This is a genomic window from Streptomyces sp. JJ38 (assembly GCF_019303475.1).
GTDB lineage: Bacteria > Actinomycetota > Actinomycetes > Streptomycetales > Streptomycetaceae > Streptomyces.
In genome coordinates this window covers 52,811-74,131 of record NZ_JABLSI010000025.1, presented here as the reverse complement: position 1 = coordinate 74,131, position 21,321 = coordinate 52,811, and the positions used below count along the sequence as shown (strand labels likewise).

The 21,321-nt window shown below is 73.6% G+C and carries 15 protein-coding genes; 11 read left to right on the top strand and 4 right to left on the bottom strand.

Features of this window, described 5'->3' with window-relative positions; translation table 11 throughout:
• Together HPT28_RS27450 and HPT28_RS15780 are read left to right on the top strand one after the other, a co-directional pair.
• The coding region (locus tag HPT28_RS27450; RefSeq protein ID WP_306824626.1) for an RDD family protein at window positions 1-988 on the top strand (988 nt) is incomplete at its 5' end.
• A 68-nt stretch (window positions 989-1,056) separates the two neighbouring features.
• A complete protein-coding gene (locus HPT28_RS15780; protein ID WP_219091720.1) occupies window positions 1,057-1,722 on the top strand; it encodes an RDD family protein in 666 nt (221 codons plus the stop codon).
• Window positions 1,723-1,793: 71 nt separating this feature from the next.
• Here HPT28_RS15780 and HPT28_RS15775 read toward each other — a convergent pair whose 3' ends face one another.
• On the bottom strand, window positions 1,794-2,069 hold the full coding sequence (locus HPT28_RS15775) for a hypothetical protein (protein ID WP_219091719.1): 276 nt from the start codon (window positions 2,067-2,069) through the stop codon (window positions 1,794-1,796).
• 423 nt (window positions 2,070-2,492) lie between these two features.
• On the opposite strand from HPT28_RS15775, the gene HPT28_RS15770 reads away from it, so the two are divergent.
• On the top strand, window positions 2,493-4,787 hold the full coding sequence (locus HPT28_RS15770) for an immune inhibitor A domain-containing protein (RefSeq protein WP_219091718.1): 2,295 nt from the start codon (window positions 2,493-2,495) through the stop codon (window positions 4,785-4,787).
• 142 nt (window positions 4,788-4,929) lie between these two features.
• Window positions 4,930-5,274, top strand: a complete 345-nt coding sequence (locus HPT28_RS15765) for a hypothetical protein (protein WP_219091717.1) — start codon at window positions 4,930-4,932, stop codon at window positions 5,272-5,274.
• 52 nt (window positions 5,275-5,326) lie between these two features.
• On the opposite strand, the gene HPT28_RS15760 is transcribed toward HPT28_RS15765, so the two are convergent.
• The 3 genes from HPT28_RS15760 to HPT28_RS15750 form a co-directional block, all read right to left on the bottom strand.
• Window positions 5,327-5,914, bottom strand: a complete 588-nt coding sequence (locus HPT28_RS15760) for an isochorismatase family protein (protein WP_219091716.1) — start codon at window positions 5,912-5,914, stop codon at window positions 5,327-5,329.
• 154 nt (window positions 5,915-6,068) lie between these two features.
• The gene (locus HPT28_RS15755) at window positions 6,069-6,716 is read right to left on the bottom strand and encodes a helix-turn-helix transcriptional regulator (protein ID WP_219091715.1); all 648 of its coding nucleotides are present in this window, start codon (window positions 6,714-6,716) and stop codon (window positions 6,069-6,071) included.
• A gap of 32 nt (window positions 6,717-6,748) precedes the next feature.
• Window positions 6,749-7,468, bottom strand: coding sequence for a response regulator transcription factor (locus HPT28_RS15750; RefSeq protein ID WP_219091714.1), 720 nt, complete (start codon window positions 7,466-7,468; stop codon window positions 6,749-6,751).
• 474 nt (window positions 7,469-7,942) lie between these two features.
• On the opposite strand from HPT28_RS15750, the gene HPT28_RS15745 reads away from it, so the two are divergent.
• The 7 genes from HPT28_RS15745 (at window position 7,943) to HPT28_RS15715 (ending at window position 21,317) form a co-directional block, all read left to right on the top strand.
• Window positions 7,943-8,740 carry a helix-turn-helix transcriptional regulator gene (locus tag HPT28_RS15745; RefSeq protein ID WP_257578690.1) on the top strand — a complete coding sequence of 266 codons (798 nt, stop codon included), beginning with the start codon at window positions 7,943-7,945 and terminating at the stop codon, window positions 8,738-8,740.
• Window positions 8,741-8,983: 243 nt separating this feature from the next.
• Entirely contained in the window at window positions 8,984-9,556 is a 573-nt protein-coding gene (locus HPT28_RS15740; protein WP_219091713.1) for an NADPH-dependent FMN reductase, read from the top strand.
• Between the two features lie 38 nt (window positions 9,557-9,594).
• Window positions 9,595-10,872, top strand: a complete 1,278-nt coding sequence (locus tag HPT28_RS15735) for a DegT/DnrJ/EryC1/StrS aminotransferase family protein (RefSeq protein ID WP_219091712.1) — start codon at window positions 9,595-9,597, stop codon at window positions 10,870-10,872.
• Between the two features lie 5 nt (window positions 10,873-10,877).
• Window positions 10,878-11,855, top strand: a complete 978-nt coding sequence (locus HPT28_RS15730) for an ornithine cyclodeaminase family protein (protein ID WP_219091711.1) — start codon at window positions 10,878-10,880, stop codon at window positions 11,853-11,855.
• 239 nt (window positions 11,856-12,094) lie between these two features.
• Complete coding sequence (locus tag HPT28_RS15725) at window positions 12,095-12,448, top strand: GYD domain-containing protein (protein ID WP_219091710.1); 354 nt, start codon at window positions 12,095-12,097, stop codon at window positions 12,446-12,448.
• A gap of 107 nt (window positions 12,449-12,555) precedes the next feature.
• The gene (locus HPT28_RS15720; protein ID WP_219091709.1) at window positions 12,556-17,838 is read left to right on the top strand and encodes a type I polyketide synthase; all 5,283 of its coding nucleotides are present in this window, start codon (window positions 12,556-12,558) and stop codon (window positions 17,836-17,838) included.
• On the top strand, window positions 17,835-21,317 hold the full coding sequence (locus HPT28_RS15715) for a bifunctional LLM class flavin-dependent oxidoreductase/SDR family oxidoreductase (RefSeq protein ID WP_219091708.1): 3,483 nt from the start codon (window positions 17,835-17,837) through the stop codon (window positions 21,315-21,317). The genes HPT28_RS15720 and HPT28_RS15715 overlap by 4 nt, the downstream gene beginning before the upstream one ends.
• Window positions 21,318-21,321 lie beyond the last annotated feature (4 nt).

Here is a 21,321-nt window from a genome sequence, read left to right as displayed (position 1 = left end):
CGGTTCGCGGTCGGAGCCGGCGCCGGGAGGCGCGCCCTCGGGCGGGTCCGCTCCGGGCGCGCCCGCTGCGGACCCGCGTGGCGGCTGGCAGCGGTCCGGAGCCGCCGGCGACGCCGTACCGGCCGTGTCCCCGGAGTCCCGGTCCGCCCCGGCGGCCCGCGGCGACGACACCTCCACCCCGCGCGCGGTCCGTCCCCGCTCCGGGGAGCCCACCCGGGCAGCGACCGCCGGCGCATCGTCGGCTCCGGCACCGGCTCCCGTGCCCGCCCCGGCGCCGGCTCCCGCCCCGGAACCGGCACCCGCGCCGGCTCCGGCGGGTCCGGCTGCCTCGGAGCCGCCGGGCGGCTGGGCGCAGCAGGTCCGTGAGCTGGCCCAGCCCGCGGGCTCCGGGCCGGGGCAGGGGGCAGGGGCGGGGGCCGCTGCGGCGTTGGGCTGGAAGCCGCCGGTCAACGACCCCTTCCTCCAGGCCGCGCAGGAACAGGCCCGGCCCGCCGGGCTCGGCCGCAGGTTCGCGGCCCGGCTCATCGACTCCGTCCTGCACCTCGCGGTGGCGGGCGCGGTCGCGGCGCCGTTCGTGCCCAAGGCGCTCGACCACTGGGAGGCCCAGGTGGACGCCGCCGAGCAGGCCGGGGTCACGCGCGAGATCTGGCTGATCGACGGGACCACGGGCGGCTATCTCGCCGTCGTGCTCGGTGCCCTCCTGGTCTTCGGGCTGCTGTACGAGGTGCTGCCGGTGGCCCGTTGGGGCCGGACGCTGGGCAAGAAGCTCTGCGGCGTGGAGGTGCTGCGGGTGGAGGAGCAGACGGCGCCGGGCTTCGGGCCCGCGGCCGTGCGCTGGCTGCTCCACAGTGTCCTGTCCGTCCTGGGAGTCGGAGTGGTGAACGTGGCCTGGTGTCTGTTCGACCGGCCGTGGCGGCAGTGCTGGCACGACAAGGCGGCCCGCACGTTCGTCGCGCGGCGCGCGCGGGGGTCCGTGCGGCTCGGCTGAGCCGCCGCGTTCCCCCGGACGGCCCGCGCGGGATGCGGGGCGCGGCGGCGCGGGGTGCACTCGTGGCCATGAGCACCGACGAGCCGCGCCCCGGTGGGGAGCCGCCGGAAGAGGACCCGTTCCGCAAGCCGCCGCAGGCCCCGCCGCCCCCGGAGCCGGGCGGCGCGTCCGACGAGGGGGCGTACGGGGGCGGTGCGTCCGGTGAGGGGCCGTACGGCGGACCCTCCGGGCAGGGCCCGCCGGGGCCCTACCCCTACGGCCCGCCGGGACCGCCGACCGGGATGCCGCCGCTGGCGTCCCGGGGCAAGCGGCTGCTCGCGCGCATCATCGACTGGCTGATCGTGGCGATCCCGGTGCTGCTCGTCACCGGGCTGGCCTTCGGCACCTGGACGGTGGACGGCGACGGCGACGGCGGCGCGTACGACGGGGGGAGCTTCGCGCAGACCGTCATCTACGTTCTCGTCTACTTCCTCTACGAGGGCGCGATGCTGACGACCCGGGGGCAGACGCTCGGCAAGATGGCCATGAGCATCCGTGTGGGCATGCTGGCGGACGGCGCGGTGCCCGCCGGGAACCCCGGCTGGCTCCGGGCGGCGGTGTACGCGCTGCCCACGGTCGTGCCCTGCCTCGGCTTCGTCTTCTGGCTCGTCAACGTCCTGTGGTGCACCTGGGACGAGCCCTACCACCAGTGCCTGCACGACAAGGCGGCGAAGACCGTCGTCGTGCAGACCTGACGCCCTGCCCGGCGCCATGTCGACATAGCGCCTTCGCGGCACATCGTCACGTCAACACGGGCCGGGGACGGTCAGCGGCGCAGGGAGGGCTGGGGCAGACGCTGGTCGGTGTGCGAACGGCCCACCGTCGCGGGGGTGGCGGAGGGCTGTGGGCCCGCGGTGTCGGCGGTGGCCCGCTGCCGGGCAGGTGCGGTGAGGGCGACGAGCAGCCCGAGCACGAGGGAACCGCTCGCGATGAGCACAGCCCCCGTGCCGGACTCCGTCCGGGTCAACAGGAGGAGAACGACCGCTGAGAGCACGACAGTCGCGAAACCGTAGGCGATCTGGGCGGGGTTCGGGCGCGGCATGGCGGAATCCGTCCTTGGGGGTGTCGGCCGTCGTCGGTCTGGTCATCGGCGGCCGTCGAACGACTCTACGATGCGAGATGCCCGCCCCGGACGCTGGGTAAGCGTGACCTAACCCACGGCGCCGGTGCACGGGGGGCGCACGGAGTCGTGTCGTGACCACGACGTCGCCCGCGGGGGCGCCCTGCCCTCGCCGTTCGGCGACCAGGAAGTGTCACCCGGTGGTCAGTTCGCGTCAAGACGTAGATCAGAAACGCAACTTACCGGCTTGACGTGTCTAAAACAAGGTCTGTCTTTTCTTGTTTCACTCCTGTCCAATGCCTCCCGTCAAGTCTCGTACTTGCAGGGGAGGACATCACACCCGTGATCAGAACAAATCGATCCATAAGATCGAAGACTGCGGCGCTGGCCACCGCCGTCGCCGCGATGAGCGCGGCAGTCGTCATGCTGCCCTCGACCGGGGCGCAGGCTCAGGAGCCGGCGGACGAGCCGACGCATCCGCAGGCGGGCAACCACGCCGCGGCCCACGTCGACCACGACCTCGAGGGCCCGCTCACGCAGCAGCAGAGGGGCCAGAAGCTGGCCGCCCTCGAGGCGCTGGCCAAGGGGCAGAAGCCCGAGGAGCGCAACGGCTCCAAGGTCATGAAGCTCGGCAAGGACAAGTTCGTCGAGATGGAGCAGGTGAAGACCGACAAGATCTTCACCATCCTGCTCGAGTTCGGCGACCAGGTGGACCCGCAGTACGGGGGCAACCCCGGACCGCTGCACAACCAGATCGCCGAGCCGGACCGCGACGAGGACAACACCACCCTCTGGCAGGAGGACTTCAACCGCGAGCACTTCACCGACATCTACTTCGGTGACGGCCGCGGCAGCGTGAAGACCTACTTCGAGGCGCAGTCCTCGGGCCGGTACAGCGTCGACGGCCACGTCACCGACTGGGTCAAGGTCGACTACAACGAGGCCCGTTACGGCAACAACAAGTGCGGCCAGTCCAACTGCACCACGGTGTGGGACGCGGTCCGCGACGGTGCCAACGCCTGGGTCGAGCAGCAGAAGGCCGCGGGCAAGAGCACCGAGGACATCAAGGCGCAGCTCGCCGAGTTCGACGTCTGGGACCGCTACGACCACGACGGCGACGGCGACTTCAACGAGCCGGACGGCTACCTGGACCACTTCCAGTTCGTCCACGCCGGTGAGGACGAGTCCGCCGGCGGCGGCGCGCAGGGCGAGAACGCCATCTGGGCCCACCGCTGGTACGCCTACGGCACCGACTACGGCAGGACCGGCCCGGAGAACAACAAGGCCGGCGGCACCGAGATCGGTGACACCGGCGTGTGGATCGGTGACTACACCGTCCAGCCGGAGAACGGCGGCCTGGGTGTCTTCACCCACGAGTACGCCCACGACCTCGGTCTCCCGGACCTCTACGACACCTCCGGCACGGGCGAGTCCGCCGTCGGCTACTGGTCGCTGATGTCCTCGGGCTCCTGGCTGGGCAAGGGCGAGGACGCCATCGGTGACTGGGCCGGCGAGATGACGGCCTGGGACAAGCTGCAGCTCGGCTGGCTCGACTACGACACGGCCAAGGCCGCGACGACGTCGTTCCACACGCTCGCGCCGCAGTCCGACGAGCCCGGCAAGAAGCGCAAGGGCAAGCAGGGCGTCGTCGTCGAGCTGCCCGAGAAGGAGGTCACCACCACCGTCGTCAAGCCGGCCGCCGGTGCGAAGCAGTGGTGGAGCGGGAGCGGTGACGACCTCACCAACTCGCTGACCCGTTCGGTGGACCTGACCGGCAAGACCTCCGCCACCCTGGACCTCAAGGGCTGGTGGGAGATCGAGGCCGGTTACGACTACCTCTACACCCAGGTCTCCACCGACGGTGGCTCGACCTGGACCGCGCTGGACGGCACCAAGAACGGTGAGCCGATCGGCCGCGACGGCAGCGACACCCCGGCGCTGGACGGCGAGTCCGGCGGCTGGGCCGACCTGTCCTACTCGCTGGACGCCTACGTCGGCCAGCAGGTGGACCTGCGGTTCTTCTACCGCACCGACGGTGGCGTGGCCGAGATGGGCTTCGCGGCCGACGAGATCACCATCACCGCCGACGGCGCGACCCTCTTCCAGGACGGCGCCGAGGACGGCGACGCGGGCTGGACCGCGGACGGCTACACCCGCATCGGCGAGTCGTTCACCAAGTCCTACCCGCAGTTCTACATCGTCGAGAACCGCCAGTACACGGGCTACGACAAGACGCTGGAGACCGGTCCGTACAACTTCGGTTTCCCGGACCGCCCGAACTGGGTCGAGCACTTCAGCAACGAGCGCGGCATGCTGGTCTGGCTGTGGGACACCTCGCAGCTCGACAACAACGTCGGTGTCCACCCCGGTGAGGGCCTGGTCCTCCCCGTCGACGCCCACGCCGGTGTGGAGAAGTGGTCGGACGGTACGACCATGCGCAACCGCATCCAGGGCTACGACTCGACGTTCAGCTGGTTCCCCACGCACGGGATGACCCTGCACAAGGGCGGCGAGCCGGCGAAGATCAGCGCCAAGATGCCCAAGCCGTTCTTCGACGACCGGAACGGCACCTACTGGTCCGAGGAGAACCCCACCCACAGCGTGAAGGTGCCCGACACCAACACGCGCATCACCATCCTGGGCCAGCCGTGGAGCGGCCGGCACATGAAGATCATGGTCGGCCCCTCCCAGTGGTGGTGAACGTCACCTGACGTCACCGTTCCTCGCGGAGCGGAATGACCGCAGGTCATGATGCGATCGGCCGTCGCCCCCTAGCGGGCGGCGGCCGATCGCGCTTCAATGCGTGGTGACCACTGGACACCACCAAACGGGGGAGTTGATCATGACAGGAGGCGGATACGCGCGCCAGCCGGACGGCAGCGTCGTCGTGGCACTGAGTCTGCCGGAGTCGGCCGGGGCCCGGTCCCGGCGCATCCGGGTGCTGGTCAGGGCCTCGAACCGGGCCCGTGCGCTGACCCGGCTGCGGAACCTCGGCCTGCGCGCCGTGTACCTGCGCGGCAACGCGCAGCCACCGACGCCCGACGAGGTCACCGCGGTGCTGCACCACCCCGACGGGCTGGTGTGGCGGGAGGAGCCCGCGCCCTGCGCGGCGGCGGCCTTCTGGCAGCCCGCCCGCGCCCTGCTGCGGCCGCAGGCCGCGCTGGACGGCGCGGTGGCGGGCGGCTGACGTCGCGGGCCGCGTGGGCGGCCCGCGACCCGGAGCCGGGGTCCGCGGCGGCTCAGGCCGCCGCGGGCTTGCCGCTGAGGGCGACCCCGGCGCCGCGCAGCTCCTCCATCGCCTTCTCGGCGGTCTCGGCGGAGACGGCCGCGGTGAGGTCGAGCAGCACCCGGGTGCGGAAGCCCTCGCGGGCGGCGTCGAGCGCCGTCGCTCTGACGCAGTGGTCCGTCGCGATGCCCACGACGTCCACCTCGCTCACACCCCGCTCGCGCAGCCACCGCGCCAGCGGGACGCCGTGCTCGTCCGCGCCCTCGAAGCCGCTGTAGGCCGCCGTGTAGGCGCCCTTGCTGAAGACGGCGTCGACGGCGCCGGAGGCGATCACCGGGGCGAAGTTCGGGTGGAATCCCACGCCCTCCGTCCCGGCGACGCAGTGCGCGGGCCAGGAGCGCCGGAAGTCGGGCCGGGCGGAGAAGTGGTCGCCCGGGTCGATGTGGTGGTCCCGGGTGGCCACGACGTGGCGGTATCCGGCCGCCGCGTCGCCCACCAGATCCGTGATCGCGGCGGCGACGGCGGCCCCGCCGGACACCGCGAGGCTGCCGCCTTCGCAGAAGTCGTTCTGCACGTCGACGACGATCAGTGCGCGGTGCATGATGGGGACCCTTCGATGGTGGTGGCGTACCGATCCGGCCCCACGGGCCGGGTCCTTCTCCTTCGAGCCTAGGGCCGCCCCGCCCGGAGCGGGAGAGGCGGCACGGCTGTCCGGGGGCGCCCCCCGACAGCCGCCGCAGAGCGGAGGGCCGGGGCTAGATCCAGCCGCGCTCGGCGGCGCGGGCGCCCGCCTCGAAACGGCTCTGCGCCCGCAGTCGGTCCATGAGCTGGGCCACGACCCGGCGCACCGTCCGGTCGGAGAGGCCGAGCTGCCGGGCGATGGCGCGGTCCGTCAGCCCCTGGACAAGCATGCCGAGTATCTGGCGCTCGGCCTCGTTGGGCGGTTCCTCCCGTTCCTCGCAGTAGCGGTCCGCCCGCTCCCACAGCAGTTCCGAGAGGCCGGTGAGCGCGCGCAGCGCCGCGGTGTCCCGGGTCAGGATGTACTGCGTGCCGGCCCCCAGGCCGGTGGTGAGGACGGCGCCCCCGGTGGTGAGGACGAGGGCGCCGGGAGGCAGCCGGGGGCTGTGGCGTACGCCGACGCCGTCCTGGACCTGCCGGGCCACGGGCTCGGCGATGTCGGGCAGTCGGAGGCTGGCGTGGGGGAGCACGACGCGGGCCCTCCCGGCCGCGCGGTGGAGCCGGAGGCCGGGCTCGCGGAGGACGTCGAGGACCGGGTCGTCGAGGGCTGCGCCGTTCCAGTAGCAGAAGACGTCGCCGTCCTCGTCCCCGAGGAGACGGTGGGCGGTCTCGGTCACCTCGGCGGTGTCGCGCAGGGGCTGGGTGTTGACGATGTGGGGGATCATGTCGGGCCTCTCGGACGGAAGAGAGCGGACGGTCACCGGTGCGGGCGGCTCGGCTCCGAGGTCGGTGGTTCGAAGCTGAAGCCGACGCCGCGGGAGGTTCTGATCCACCCACGGCTGCCGAGCTTGCGCCGGATGGCGGCGACGTGCGCGTCCAGCGAGCGGGAGTTGCCCGGCCACTGCTGATCCCACACGGCGTCGAGTAACCGTTCCCGGGGGAAGACCCGGGTGGGCGAGGCGGCGAGCAGGGCGAGCAGGTCGAACTCCTTGCGGGTGAGCTCGACGACGTCGCCGTCGAGGGTCACGATCCGCCGGGCGCGGTCGATGGTGAGGGCGCCCTCGGTGATGACGGGCTCGGGCGGGGCGGTGTGCTGTGTCCCGGCGCGGCGCAGGACGGCGGTCATGCGGGCGAGCAGCTCCTGTATGCGATAGGGCTTGACGACGTAGTCGTCGGCGCCGACGCGCAGACACAGGACCTTGTCCAGCTCACCGGAGCGGGCGGTCACCGCGATGATCGGCACCCGGGACGACGAGCGGAGGCTGCGGCACACCTCGATGCCGTCCATGTCGGGCAGGTTGAGGTCCAGCAGGACGATGTCGGGTCCGGTGCCGTCGCCCCTGGTGTTCCCGGGGCTGGTCCGGGCGAGGGCCTCGTGGCCGGTGGCGACGTGGTGCACGTCCCAGCCGTACTGGCCCAGTGCTTCGGCCAGTGCCTCGGCGACGCCGCCGTCGTCTTCGACGAGCAGGGCCTTCATGGAGTCCTCCGTCGGTCATCGGGCATGACGCAGCGGAGGGTTGACGGTCCTTCGCCCCCGCGCAAAGAACATCAGTTCAACGTAACAACGAAGATCTTACATACGTCTCACACGTCCATGGATGTTCTGCTGCGCGGATCTCGCAGTGGCTCCCTAGCATGGGGGCAACCGGGGGGTTACTGACCAGTTGGTCAAAGGTGCTCTCCGGGCCGGCACTTAACGGGGAGGCGTTTCAGGCGTGGAAAGTGACGGTGTGCCAACGCGTGGCCGAGGAGTCCTCCGCGACGGAGTGGACCGGCCCGACTGACGCGGCGGGAACATGCCCGCCCTCTGTGAACGACCCCACGCACCGCTGACGCCGTGGCGGCCGGGCCCTGCGCGGGCCGGCCGCGGCCGTCGTGGTCCGGCGTCGTGCCCCGGCGCCCTCCCCACCTCTGTGCGTCCACGAGAACAGCGAGAAAAAGGCACACGGTGATGACTGCAGCCATTGACTTCGCCCAGTACCCCACCTCCCGCACCGGCCACCGACCCTCCCGCTCTCCCACGGCCTGCACCGTGGCCGCGGCCGCCGGGCCGCGCCCCACGTCCCCCACGACATCCCCCACGGCGCAGGCGGCGTCCGCCCCCGCCGCCACCGTCTCCGCCCACCCGTCGGCGGGCTTCCCCACCATCCAGGCCGTGCTGTCCGCCGCGCGCCGGGACGTCGTGATGATCCGCTCCGAACGGGCCCCGCTGCCCGGCGAGATCCGGCAGGAGGCCGCGGCGCTGCTCACCCTCGTCCGGCGCTGGGTGCGGGTCAGCGTCATCTGGGACGAGGAACTGCTCGCCCAGCCGCGCATCGCCGAGTACGCGCTGTGGCAGGACCGTTCGGGTATCGAGGTCCGCACGGCCGCCGGGGCGCCCGTCGAGGTGACGCTCGGCGACAGCCGCACCGCGGTGGTCGGCGGGGTGCGGGGCGGTGACCTCAGCGTGTGCCACTGCCCGGAGATCGGCAGCATGCTGCACTTCTTCTTCCTCGGTACCTGGGAGAACGCCGCACCGCTGGCGGTGGACCACTGGGTGCCGGACGACGAGCACGCGCAGGACGTGCTGCGTCTGCTCGCCGAGGGGCACACCGACGAGAGCATCGCCCAGTTGCTGAACGTCTCCAAGCGCACCGTCAGCCGGACCGTGGCCAAGATCATGCATGAGCTGGGCGCCCGGAGCCGGTTCGAGGCCGGAGCGCTGGCCACGCGCCTGGGCTGGCTCTGCCGCCAGGACCTGCGCGCGTAGCGCGTCCCCGCCCCCCGTACGGCGAAGCCCCGGGCACCGGCGCCGGTTTGGGACAGCATCCGTCGTTCACCGGACAGCCTCCTTCAGCCCCGGCCTCCGGTCCGGTCAGGGTGTTGGCGTAGCCAGCACGTTCTCAGCACGTTCTGCACGTTCTCAAGCCTCGAACACACGTGATAGGGGGAGGCGTTGATTCAGGCCGAGCGATGGGGTGGGCCGAGGACCGGCCACGGCGAGCGCCCCGCAGTGCTCCTGCTCTCCGGCAGTTCCAGCGCCGGTTCGCACACCGCGGCCACCGTCGAAGCCGCCGCCGGGACCCTCCGGGACCGGGGGGCCGAACCCCTGGTGTGGGACCTGGCGGTCCACCCGTTGCCCATCCTCGACGCCGCCCGCCACGGGCGGCCCGAACTCCACGCCGACCCGCTGGCCAGGGAGCTGCCGGCCCTCGCCGACCGGGCCGACGCCTTCGTCCTGGCGTCGCCCACGTACCACGGCTCCTTCTCGGGAGCCCTGAAGAACGCCCTCGACCACCTCCAGGACGCGCAGGTCAGGGGCAAGCCCGTCGGGCTGGTCGCGCACGGGTTCAACCTCTCGGCGACCCAGGTCTGCGACGCCCTGCGCACGGTGGTGCGCTCCCTCGGCGGTCTCGCGGTGCCGGAGCAACTCGTCACCGTCCCCGCCGACTTCGAACGCGTCGCGGGCCACCGGACGCTCACGGCGCCGGTAGCGGCCGAGCGGCTGACCGGGCTGTGCGAGGCCGTGCTCGGACTCGCCGGGCGGCTCGCGGCCGTCGACGCCGACGGCGTCCCCGCGAGCTGACCGCCACTCCCCGCGTCCACCGACACCCCGGAGCCGTCATGACCACACACGCGATCCCGAAGGCGGCCGCCTTCGGCCAACCGAAGACAGGGTTCCGCATCCCCTACCTGCCCGTCGGCAGCGTCCTCGGCCCGGCCGAGGTGGAGGCTGTGACCGACGTCGCCACCTCCGGCCGCACGCTGTCCGCCGGGCCCTGGCGCGAGCGCTTCGAGAGCGACTTCCGCGACCACGTGGGCGCCCCGCACGCGCTCAGCGTGACCAGCGGCACCGTCGCGCTCGAACTCGCCATCCACCTGCTCGACCTGCGTCCCGGGGACGAGGTCGTCGTCACCCCGCAGACCTACCAGGCGAGCGCGCAGCCGCTCCTCCAGTACCCCGACGTCCGGGTCAGGTTCTGCGACGTCGACCGGGACACGCTCAACATGGACCCGGCGTGCCTGCAGACGCTGCTGGGCGAACGGACCAGGGCCGTCATCCTCGTCCACTACGGCGGACTGCCGGCGCCGATGCGCGAGATCACCGCCATGGCCCGGGCCCGGGGCGCCGTCGTCATCGAGGACGCCGCCCACGCGCTGGGCAGCGTCTACCACGGCAGGCGGCCGGGCTCGCTGGCGGACATCGGCTGCTTCAGCTTCCACACCAGCAAGAACATCACCACGCTCGGTGAGGGCGGCATGCTCACGTTCTTCGATGACGCGTACCGCACGCGCGTCGAGCGGCTGCGCGGCAACGAGGTGGACGCCGACTACGTCCCCCGTGCCGAACGGCTCGTCGGAGCGGACGAGGAGGTGCCCGGCGGGCTCTACCCGGGCGACTCCCTCACCCACGACTGCGTCACCCTGCGCCGGCCCGGCACCAACGCCACGCTGAGCGAGGCGGCCTCGGCCGTCGGCGTGGTCCAACTGCGGTCGCTGGAGGCCATGGTGGAGCGGCGCCGGGCGATCGCGGCCAGGCTGCGGGAGGTGCTGGAGAAGTTCGGCGACGTGGTGGCCTTCCCCGAAGAGTCTCCGGGCGTGCGCCAGTCCCACCACCTGTTCACCTTCTTCGTACGGCGGCCCGGCGTACTGGACCGCAACCGGCTGCTGCGCGAACTCACCGACCGCGGCGTGCAGGTGCCGGTGCGCTACTTCCCGCTGCACCTCATGCCCGAGTGGCGGGCCCGCGGCCACCGCCGGGGCGAGTGCCCCGTCGCGGAGCGGCTGTGGTTCACCGAACAGGTCAACCTGCCCTGCCACCCCGGGCTCAGCGACGAACAGGTCGAGTTGCTGTGCTCCCTGCTCTTCGAGTCCGTGCGGGCCACCCTGCGAAGGAGCTGAGGGACATGATGCGACTCATCGACGCCGAGACCGTCGACCGGCTCCTGCCGGTACCCGAACTCGCCCGGCGGATCGGCGCCGCGTTCACCGCCTCCGGAGCCGAGGCCGCCGCCGCGGACCGCTCGGCCCTGGAGGCGGGCCCGGGACGGCTGCTGCTGATGCCCGCGCGCTACGGGGACACCCTGGCCGTCAAGCTGATCACCCTCTTCGACAATCCGCCGGAACGCCGACTGCCCAGTGTGCAGGGCGTGGTGACCGTCTTCAGCGCGCTGACCGGCGAACCGCTCGCCCTGGTGGACGCCGCCGCCCTCACCCGGGTGCGGACCGCCGCCGTGACCGTGCTCGCCACCGACCTGCTCGCCCGCCGCGACGCACGCACGCTCACCGTCGTCGGCGCCGGGGTGCAGGCCCTCGGGCACCTGGAGGGGCTCGCCGGCATCCGGCCCTGGGACCGCGTCCTGCTGCACGGCCGCGACCAGGGCAGAGCCCGCGAACTCGCCGCCCGGGTCGCGCCGCTCGGCCTGGACGTGGAGGTCGTTCCGCGCATCGACGAGGCACTGCGGGAGGCCGACGTCATCTGCACGACGACGACGTCGCCGACCCCGCTCTTCGACGCCGGCCTCTCCCTGCGGCCCGGCGTCCACATCAGCGCGGTGGGCGCCTACGGAGCCGAGCGCCGCGAGTTGCCCAGTGCGCTCGTGGCGGGCTCCCGGCTGTTCGTCGAGTCCCGGGAGGCCGTGCTGCGGGAGGCGGGCGACATCGTCATCCCGGTCGCCGAGGGGGCCCTGCCCGAGCGGCCCGACCTGACCGAGCTGGGAGAGCTCCTGACCGGCGCCCGGGAAGGCCGCCGGTCCGACACCGAGACGACCCTCTTCAAGTCCGTCGGGCTGCCCGTGGAGGACGCCTACACCTGCGACCTCCTCCACCGCCTCACCCGTAGGGACGCCCCCCACGGAGATTCCGCCGAAAGCACCGCCGACTGAATCGGAGATTCCGCGTTGACCGGGCCGAGAACGACGGCCGGCCGATGGCCGATCGGTGACAGGAAATGTCGTCTTGCTGTCAGGGGTTTGGCCCACCCCGAAGCATTCCAGCAGCATTTCCGGCAGATGGCCTGGCAGCGGAAAGCGGGCCATGCGGCCCTCTCGGCCCACCGGTCGCGGAACGCGCAGCCTTCCTCTTCCGGCCGCTCACCCACGCAAGCTCCAGAAGGGTTTTCGTCATGCAGTTCATGATTCTCGCCCGCTACTCGCAGGACGTGCTCGAGACCATTCTGAAGGAGCCGAAGGCGATCATCGCCCGCGACGAGCACGCCTTCAAGTTCTACGGCTCCCTCGGTGGAAAGGTCGTCAACTACTGGTTCACCCGCGACATCGAGTACAACTTCGCCGTCGTCGTGGACTTCCCGGACGTGGAGGCCGCGCACGCTGCCGTCCTGACCGGCTACTCGACCGGTGCCTTCTCCGAGGGCAAGGTCATCCCCCTCGCCACCACCGAGGAGATGGTCGGCGCCCTCAAGCGCGCCGAGCCGGCCGTCGAGCTCTTCTACCCGCCGCAGGCGCCGGAGAGCGACTGACCGCCACCACACCCGCGCCGCCCGGGGCAGCCCGGGCGGCGCGGGCCGGTCCCCCTCGCGCCCCGAGGCCGCAGGGCAATCGTGGAGTTACTCCGAAAGAGGAACACGTGAGCAGCTTTTCCCGACCCGTCCCACCTGCCCCCGCCGCGCGGAACCTCGTGGAACTCCTGCGCCTGCGCGCCGAGGAGGCCGGCGAAAGCCCCTCGTTCACCTTTCTGGCGGACGGCGTCGACGTCTCCGAACGGCTGACGTTCGCCGACCTCGACACCCGCGCCCGGGCGATCGGCGCCCACCTGCGGAGCCTGCACGAGCCCGGCGAGCGGGTGCTCATGCTGTTCCCCTCCGGTCCCGAGTTCGCCGTGGCCTTCTTCGGCTGCCTCTACGCGGGCATGATCGCCGTTCCGGCCTACCCCCCGCGCTCCGACAAGCACGCCGCCCGGCTCCAGGCCGTGGCCGAGGACGCCGGCGCCGCGATCGTCGCCGCCCCCGGCCGGCTGTGCGACCAGCTCGCCGACGACTACCACACCGAGGCGACCTGGGTGGCGACCGACCGTGTCCCGCTCGCGGCCGCCGAGGAGTGGCGCGACCCGGCTCCGGACCCGGACGACCTCGCCTTCCTCCAGTACACCTCCGGCTCCACCGGCACGCCCAAGGGCGTGATGCTGAGCCACGCCAACCTCCTGCACAACATCGAGATGATGGCGCACGGCATGGGGCACAGCGACCGCCCCGTGTTCGTCTCCTGGCTGCCCCTCTTCCACGACATGGGGCTGATCGCCAACCTCCTCCAGGCGCTGTACTGGCAGGCCGAGCTGGTCTACATGCCGCCCGAGGCCTTCCTCCAGGACCCGATCCGCTGGCTGCGGGCCGTCAGCGAGCACCGCGGCACCCTCAGCTGCGCCCCCAACTTCGCCTACGAGCTGTGCGTCCGCCGCACCCGTCCCGAGGACCGGGCCGGGCTCGACCTGAGCAGCTGGCGCGTCGCCCTCAACGGGGCCGAGCCCATCCGGGCCGACACGCTCACCGCCTTCGCCGCCGCCTACGCCGAGCACGGCCTCGCACCGGGCACGCTCTACCCCGGCTACGGGCTCGCCGAGAACGCCGTCTACGTCAGCAGCGGCACACCCGGCGAGGGGCCCGCCGTCCTGCACGTCGAGGGCGCCGCGCTGGAGCGGGACCGGATCGTGGAGGTGCCCGAGGGCACGCCCGGCGCGCGCACCGTCGTCGGCTGCGGCCGGGTCCACCTCGACCAGCGGCTCGCCATCGTGGACCCCGACACCCGCCGCCCTCTGGAGCCGCACACCGTCGGCGAGGTCTGGCTGAGCGGACGCAGCGCGGGTCAGGGCTACTGGCGGCGCCCGGAGCTCAGCGCGGCCACGTTCGGCAACCGGCTCGCGGACGAGCCCGCCGACGGCGCCGGGCTGCCGTGGGTGGCCACCGGGGACAAGGGCTTCGTCACCCCCGGGGGCGAGCTCTACATCACCGGGCGCATCAAGGACGTCATCATCGTCCGCGGCCGCAACCTCTACCCGCAGGACGTCGAGCGCACCGTCGAGGCCGTGGACCCGGCCTTCCGGCCCGGCTGCGGCGCGGCGTTCGCCGTCGAGGCCGACGGCGAGGAGCGTGTCGTCGTCGTCCAGGAGGTCCGCACCGACGCGGTGGACGCCGAACGGCTCGGCCAGGCCGTCGCGACGGCCGTGCTGGCCGAGCACGACGTCCGCCTCCACGCCCTCGTGCTGCTGCGCAGCCGCACCGTGCCCAAGACCTCCAGCGGCAAGATCGCCCGACGGGCGGCCAAGCAGGGCTTCGAGGAGAAGACCCTGAACACGGTGGGGGCCTGGTACAGCGCCACCGCCGCCCCCGCGCCGCCCGGGGGGAAGCGACCGGCCGAAGGCCGTGCGGAGCTCCTGCGCCGGGTGCTCGACGCCGTCGCCGGACACCTGGGCGTGGCGGCCGAGCAGATCGACCCGCACGCCAACCTGGCCACCTACGGCATGGACTCCGCCTCCGCCGTGGCGATCTCCGGCACGCTCGAACGCGAGCTGGGCCGCACGCTGTCGGCCGCCCTCCTCTACCAGCACCCCACCGCCGACGACGTCGCCCGCTTCCTCGCCGGGGACGAGGCGACGACGAGCGGGACCGCCGTCGCCGCCGACGAGCCCGTCGCGATCGTGGGCATGGCCTGCCGCTTCCCCGGCGCCGCGGACACCGACGCCTTCTGGCGGCTGCTGCGCGACGGCGTGGACGCCATCACCGAGGTGCCGAAGGAGCGCTGGAACGCCGACGCCCTCTACGACCCCGAGCTGCGAAACCCCGGCACCGCCAGTACCCGCTGGGGCGGATTCCTCGACACCACGGAGGGAATCGCCGACTTCGACCCGGAGTTCTTCGGCATCTCCCCGGCCGAGGCCGTGGCCGTCGAGCCGCAGCAGCGGCTGCTCATGGAGGTCGCCTGGGAGGCCCTGGAGAACGCCGCCATCGTGCCCGGCTCGCTGGCGCGCTCCGCGACCGGCGTGTACGTCGGCATCAGCAACAACGACTACACGCGGCTCACCGCGGGCTCGCCCGCCGCCCTCGACGCCTACTACGGCACCGGCAACGCCCTCAGCGTCGCCGCCAACCGGCTGTCCTACCTGCTCGACCTGCGCGGCCCGAGCCTCGCCGTGGACACCGCCTGCTCCTCCTCGCTCGTCGCCGTGCACCAGGCGTGCGAGTCGCTGCGGCGCGGCGAGTCGACCGTCGCCCTGGCCGCCGGGGTGAACCTCATCCTCAGCCCCGACTTCACCTCCGTCTTCTCCAGCGCCCGCATGATGGCCGCCGACGGCCGCTGCAAGGCCTTCGACGAGCGCGCCGACGGCTACGTGCGCTCCGAGGGCTGCGGCGTCCTCGTCCTCAAGCCGCTCTCCCGCGCCCTGGCCGACGGCGACCGGGTGCACGCCGTCATCCGCGGTTCGGCCGTGAACCAGGACGGCCGCTCGAACGGGCTGACCGCCCCGCACGGCAAGGCGCAGCAGGACGTGCTGCGGGCCGCCTGGGACGCGGCCGGCGTCACCCCCGGCGAGCTCGGCTACCTGGAGGCGCACGGCACCGGCACGGCGCTGGGCGACCCGATCGAGTTCGCGTCCATGACCGCGGCCCTCGAGGAGCGCGGCGCCGACCCGGGCGAACCCTGCCTCCTCGGCTCGGTGAAGACCAACATCGGGCACGCCGAGTCGGCGGCCGGCATCGCCGGGCTCATCAAGGTCGTGCTGTCCCTCCAGCACGCGACCGTCCCGCCGCACCTGCACCTGACCGGGCTCAACCCGGACATCGCCGGGCTCGACTCCCCGCTGGAGATCCCCACCGAGGCGCGGCCCTGGCCCGCCGGCCGGCGCACCGCGGGCGTGAGCGCCTTCGGCTTCGGCGGCACCAACGCGCACGTCGTCCTCTCCGCGGCCCCCGAACCGACGCCCGAACAGCCCACGGCCCCGGACGAGTCCACCGCCGGGGACGGGCCGGAGCCGCCCGCCGACCGGGTGCTGGTGCTCTCCGCCCGCACCCGCGAGGCCGTACGCGACCTCGCCGCCCGCTACGCCGACGCCCTCGGCCGTCCCGACGCGCCGGCCTTCGCCGACGTCGTCCACACCGCCGCCACCGGCCGCACCCCGCTGCCGCAGCGCCTGGCGGTGACCGCGGCCGACGCGCAGGAGGCCGCCCACGCCCTTGCCCGGTACGCCGAGACCGGCCGGTCGAGCGCCGCCGCGGCCCACGGCAAGGTCCCGCGACGGGCGCCGGCCACGGCCTTCCTCTTCACCGGCCAGGGCTCGCACCGCGTCGGCATGGGTCTGGAGCTCCACCGCCACCAGCCCGTCTTCCGGGAGGCGTTCGACGCCTGCGCCCGAGTGCTGGACGAACGGCTCAACCTCGATCTGCACAAGGTCGTCCAGGACGCGGACGCGCTGGCCGCCACCGAGTTCGCCCAGCCCGCCATCTTCGCCGTCGAGTACGCGCTCGCGGCGCTGTGGCGGCACCTGGGCGTGGAGCCCACCTACCTCTTCGGACACAGCGTGGGCGAGTACGTCGCCGCCTGCCTGGCCGGCGTCTTCGAGTTGCCGGACGCGCTGACACTGCTGGGCACCCGCGCCCGGCTGATGCAGCAACTCCCCTCCGGCGGTGCCATGCTGGCCGTCCGCACCGGGGAGGCCCCCGCCCGGGAGGCGATCGCTCCGTTCGCGGACCGGGTCGCGGTCGCGGCCGTCAACGGCCCCGAGGAGGTGGTCCTGTCCGGAGCCGCCGAGCAGCTCGCGGCCATCGCCGCGAACCTGCGCGAACAGGGCGTGCTCTCCAAGGAGATCCGCACCTCGCACGGCTTCCACTCGCCGCTGATGGACCCGGTTCTGGAGGCCTTCGCCGAGGCCGCCGGGCGGGTGCGGATGAGCCCGCCCAGCCGGCCCCTGGTCTCCTCGGTGACCGGTCAGCTCGCCGGGCCGCGCATGGCGACTCCCGAGTACTGGGTCGACCAGCTGCGCCGCGAGGTCCGCTACGCCGACGGCGTCGCCACCCTCGTGCGCGAGGGCTGCGTCCTGGGCGTCGAGCTCGGCCCGGACGCCGTCCTCGCCCCGCTCGCCCGCCGCCTGGCCAGGTCCGAGGGCGGCAGCGGCCCGTGGGTCTCCTCGCTGCGGGCCGGACGCGGCGAGGGCCGGGCCCTGTCCGAGGCTCTGGCCGCCGCCTGGGCCGCCGGAGCGCCCGTGGACTGGACGCGGCTGCCCGCCGACCGCCCGGGCCGCCGGTGCGCCCTGCCCACCTACCCGTTCCAGCGGCGCCGGTTCTGGCTGCCCGACGAGCTGCCCGCACCGTCCGCCGCGCCGGGAGCCGCGCCGTCCGCCGTGCCGCGGGCCGCGGAGGACGACGGCGGGGGAGCACCACGCCACCGGCTTCTGGGAAGCAGGCTGCCGCAGCTCGCCACCGAGCCCGAACACAACGTCTGGCAGCGCACGCTGGCCCGCGAGCAGGTCGCCGTCCTGGACGACCACCGCATCCAGGGCCAGGTCGTCGCCCCCGGTACGTCCTACGTCGAGATGGCCCTGGCCGCGGCCCGGGAGTTCGCCCCGGACGTGGCCTACGCGCTGCGCGACGTGCGGTACCACAGCGTCCTGGCCGTGCCCGCGGACGGCGGCCGCGTCGTCCAGGTGGGGCTGCGCGGACGCCCGGGCGAGCCGCTGGCCTTCAGCGTCCACAGCCGCGGCGAGGCCGACACCTCGGGCTGGACGCAGCACGCCAGCGCCCGACTCGTCCGCCTCGACCCGCCCGGCGCGACGGGCACGGCCGACGCCTCCGGCACGGCCTCGGACGGGACGCCGGCGCACGCCGTGGCAGGGAAGGCCGCAAGCAACGGGGAGGGCACCTCATGAAATTCAGCCTCATGTTCTTCGCCAGTGACGAGAACTCCCTGAGTGGGAGCGAGCGTTACGACCTGCTCGTCCGCAGCGCGCGGTACGGCGACGAGCACGACTTCCTCAACATCTGGGTTCCCGAACGGCACTTCACCCGTCTCGGCTCGCTGTACCCCAACCCGGCGGTGCTGCACGCCGCGCTGGCCCGGGAGACCAGCCGCATCGGCCTGCGGGCGGGCAGCGTCGTGCTGCCCCTGCACAACCCGCTGCGCGTCGCCGAGGAGTGGGCGGTCGTCGACAACCTCTCCGGCGGCCGGGCCGGGCTTTCCCTGGCCACGGGCTGGAACCCGGACGACTTCGCCCTCTTCCCCGACCGCTACAGCGAGCGCGCCGCCCACCTCGACGAGGCGTTGCCCACGCTGCGCGCCCTGTGGCGCGGTGAGCCCACCTCCGCCACCAGCGGAACCGGCGCCCCGATCCGCATCCGCAGCTACCCGCGCCCCGTCCAGCCGGAGCTGCCGCTGTGGCTGACGGCGGCCAGCTCCCCGGCCAGCTTCGCCAAGGCGGGCTCGGTCGGCGCCAACCTGCTCACGCACCTGCTCGACCAGGGCGTCGACGGACTCGCCGAGAACATCGCCCGGTACCGCAAGGCGCGGGCCGACGCCGGCTTCGACCCGGCCGAGGGCCAGGTCACCGTCATGCTCCACAGCTTCGTCGGCGAGGACCACGAGGCCACCGTCGAGCTCGCCCGCGACCCGTACTGCCGGTACCTCAAGGGCAACATGGGGCTGCTCAAGGGCCTCGCCCGCAGCCGTGGCCGGGACGCCGACACGGATGTGGACGCGCTGCCGGAGGAGGAGCTCTCGGAGTTCGTGGGCTTCCTCTACGACCGCTTCGCCGCCTCCCGCTCGCTGATCGGCTCCCCCGGGACGTGTCTGCCCCTGGTGCGGCGGCTGGCGGCCGTCGGCGTCGACGAGGTCGCCTGCCTGCTGGACTTCGGGCCGCCCGCCGACCAGGTGCTGGACGGCCTCCCGCAGCTGAACCGGCTGCGCGAACTCGCCGAGGCGGACCCGGAGGTGCGCGACCCGGGCACGGCGGACCGGAGCCCACAGGCCGCGTTCCCCGTGCCGTCCGTGGAGCCGGGGCCGCGCTGGGCGGACGACCCCGAGGTCATCCGGGCCCGGTGCGCCACCGAGGTGGACGCCGGGAAGTTCTTCACCGACGTCGAGGCGGCGGGCGCCGCCTACGGGCCGCGGATGCGCTGCCTGGAGACCCTGTGGGTGGGTGAGGACGAGGTCCTCGGTCGGCTGCGGCTCCCGCCCGGCGGGGAGGGCGACGGCTACGAGTTCCACCCTGCCCTGCTGGACAACGCGTTCCTGCTGCTCGGCGTGCTGGCCCCCGGAGCCCTGGACGGCACGGGCGCGCTCAACCTGCCGGTGGGCGTCGGCACCCTGGAGGTGCACCGCAAGCCCGAGGGCACCGTGTACTCCCACGTCGTCCGCACCCGCGCCGCCGAGGCCACCGACGAACTCGTCGCCGACGTCCGGGTGTTCGACGAGGCTGGGGTGCTGGTGCGGGCGCACGGCCTGCGCATGCGGGTGGTGGACGACGCGTCCGGCTCCGGTGATCCGGGCGCCGAGCTGTGCTACCGCACCGACTGGACCGAGGTCGCCGCACCCGAGGCCGACCCCGCTGCCGGTCCCGGACGCTGGCTCGTCTTCGCCGACGCGGCGGGCGCCGGGGAGGCGCTCGCGGCGGAGCTGACCGCCGCCGGGCACCGCACCGAACTCGTTCACGCCGAGGGCGAACCCGACCCCGTCCGGGTGCGCCGCGCGCTCTACCGGGCCGTCGCCGCCGAACGGCTCAGCGGCGTCGCCATGTTCTGGCCGATGGACGCGCCCGACGACGCCGACGCCGCCACCGAGGACGTCACCGCGGCCCAGCGGGGCTGCGGTGAGGCCGCCCTGGCCCTGATCCGCAGCTGCCTCGAGCTGGACGACCCGACCCGGGCCGGGCGGCTGTGGTTCCTCACGCGAGGCGCCCAGCCCGCCGCCGGATCTCCGGTCACCGCCTCCGGCGTGCACCAGGCCCCCGTCTGGGGCATGGGCCGCGTCCTCGCGGCCGAACAGCCCGAGGTGTGGGGCGGCGTCATCGACTACGCCCCGGCCGGGACCGGGACCGAACCGTCGGACGGCGGCGGCGCGCCGGACGGCGGCGCGGCCGTCCTCGTGGCGGCGGCCCTCGTCTCCGGTGGCGAGGCCGGAGCCGACGCCGGGGACCGGGGCGCCTTCGAGGACCAACTCGCCGTGCGCGGCGGCAGGCTGTTCGGCCCGCGCCTGGTCCGTGACGAGCGGCTGGCCCGCCCCGCGGACCCGTCGCCCCGCCTCGACCCCGCCGGCACCTACCTCGTCACCGGCGGCCTCGGCGACCTCGGCCTGGCCCTGGCCCGGCACCTCGTGCGCCGCGGCGCCCGGTTCCTGGCCCTGACCGGCCGGAGCGGCGTGCGCACCGAGGAGCAGCGGGCCGCGGTCGAGGAGCTGACGGCCCTGGGGGCCCGGGTCCACGTCGCCCGCGCCGACATCGCCTCCGCCGCCGAGGTGGCCGCCCTGCGCGACGGGCTCACCGAGGCCGGCCTCCCGCCCGTGGCCGGCGTCCTGCACCTGGCCGGTGTGGTGAGCGGCGCGATGCTGGCCGACCTGGAGACCGAACGGCTCCGCGAGGTGGCCGCGCCCAAGATCGCCGGAAGCTGGAACCTGCACCGCGTCTTCGACGACGCCCGGATGTTCCTCATGGTCTCCGCCTTGCCCGCCGTGTTCGGGCCGGTCGGCGTCGGCGCCGCCAACTACGCGGCCGCCAACGCCTTCGTCGACGCCCTCGCCCACCACCGCCGCGCCAGCGGCCGGGCGGGCGTCGGGCTCGGCTACGGCCCGTGGAACGAGATCGGCCTGGCCGTCCGTGAGGACGGGCTCGACCAGCTCTCGCGCATGGGCGTGGGCAGCATGAGCCCCGCCGAGGGGCTGACGGTCCTCGACCGGGTGCTGCACGTCGACCCGCAGCAGGTCACCGTCGCCCGGCTCGCCTGGCCGGACGTCTTCGGAGCCGTCCCCACCGCCCGGGTCACCCGGCAGTTCGCGGGCTTCCTCGACGAGTCCGGCGACACCGGCTCGCCCGAGCTGCTGCGTCGCTACGCCGAGGCCGGCCCCGCGGCGCGGGCGGCCCTCGTCGGCGACTACCTGACGGAGCGGCTGGCCGCCGTCCTGCGCGGCGACGCCGCCGACATCGACCGCCAGCAGCCCGTCAACGAGATGGGCATGGACTCGCTGATGTCGCTCGACCTGCGCAACCGCGTCAAGGCGGACCTCGGCGTCGTCGTCCCGATGGTGCGGCTCCTGCAGGGCACGAGCGTGGAGGAGCTGACCGCCTTCGTGCTGGAACTCCTCGCCGGCGCGGTGGACGCGACGGACGAGGCCGAGGAACGAGAGGAGTTCACGCTGTGAACGG

Bases quoted from the DNA above. Each gene is read 5' to 3' on its own strand.
- HPT28_RS15780 (WP_219091720.1), top strand. From the start codon at position 1,057: ATGAGCACCGACGAGCCGCGCCCCGGTGGGGAGCCGCCGGAAGAGGAC.
- HPT28_RS15775 (WP_219091719.1), bottom strand. From the start codon at position 2,069: ATGCCGCGCCCGAACCCCGCCCAGATCGCCTACGGTTTCGCGACTGTC.
- HPT28_RS15770 (WP_219091718.1), top strand. From the start codon at position 2,493: ATGAGCGCGGCAGTCGTCATGCTGCCCTCGACCGGGGCGCAGGCTCAG.
- HPT28_RS15765 (WP_219091717.1), top strand. From the start codon at position 4,930: ATGACAGGAGGCGGATACGCGCGCCAGCCGGACGGCAGCGTCGTCGTG.
- HPT28_RS15760 (WP_219091716.1), bottom strand. From the start codon at position 5,914: ATGCACCGCGCACTGATCGTCGTCGACGTGCAGAACGACTTCTGCGAA.
- HPT28_RS15755 (WP_219091715.1), bottom strand. From the start codon at position 6,716: ATGATCCCCCACATCGTCAACACCCAGCCCCTGCGCGACACCGCCGAG.
- HPT28_RS15750 (WP_219091714.1), bottom strand. From the start codon at position 7,468: ATGAAGGCCCTGCTCGTCGAAGACGACGGCGGCGTCGCCGAGGCACTG.
- HPT28_RS15745 (WP_257578690.1), top strand. From the start codon at position 7,943: ATGACTGCAGCCATTGACTTCGCCCAGTACCCCACCTCCCGCACCGGC.
- HPT28_RS15735 (WP_219091712.1), top strand. From the start codon at position 9,595: ATGACCACACACGCGATCCCGAAGGCGGCCGCCTTCGGCCAACCGAAG.
- HPT28_RS15730 (WP_219091711.1), top strand. From the start codon at position 10,878: ATGATGCGACTCATCGACGCCGAGACCGTCGACCGGCTCCTGCCGGTA.
- HPT28_RS15725 (WP_219091710.1), top strand. From the start codon at position 12,095: ATGCAGTTCATGATTCTCGCCCGCTACTCGCAGGACGTGCTCGAGACC.
- HPT28_RS15715 (WP_219091708.1), top strand. From the start codon at position 17,835: ATGAAATTCAGCCTCATGTTCTTCGCCAGTGACGAGAACTCCCTGAGT.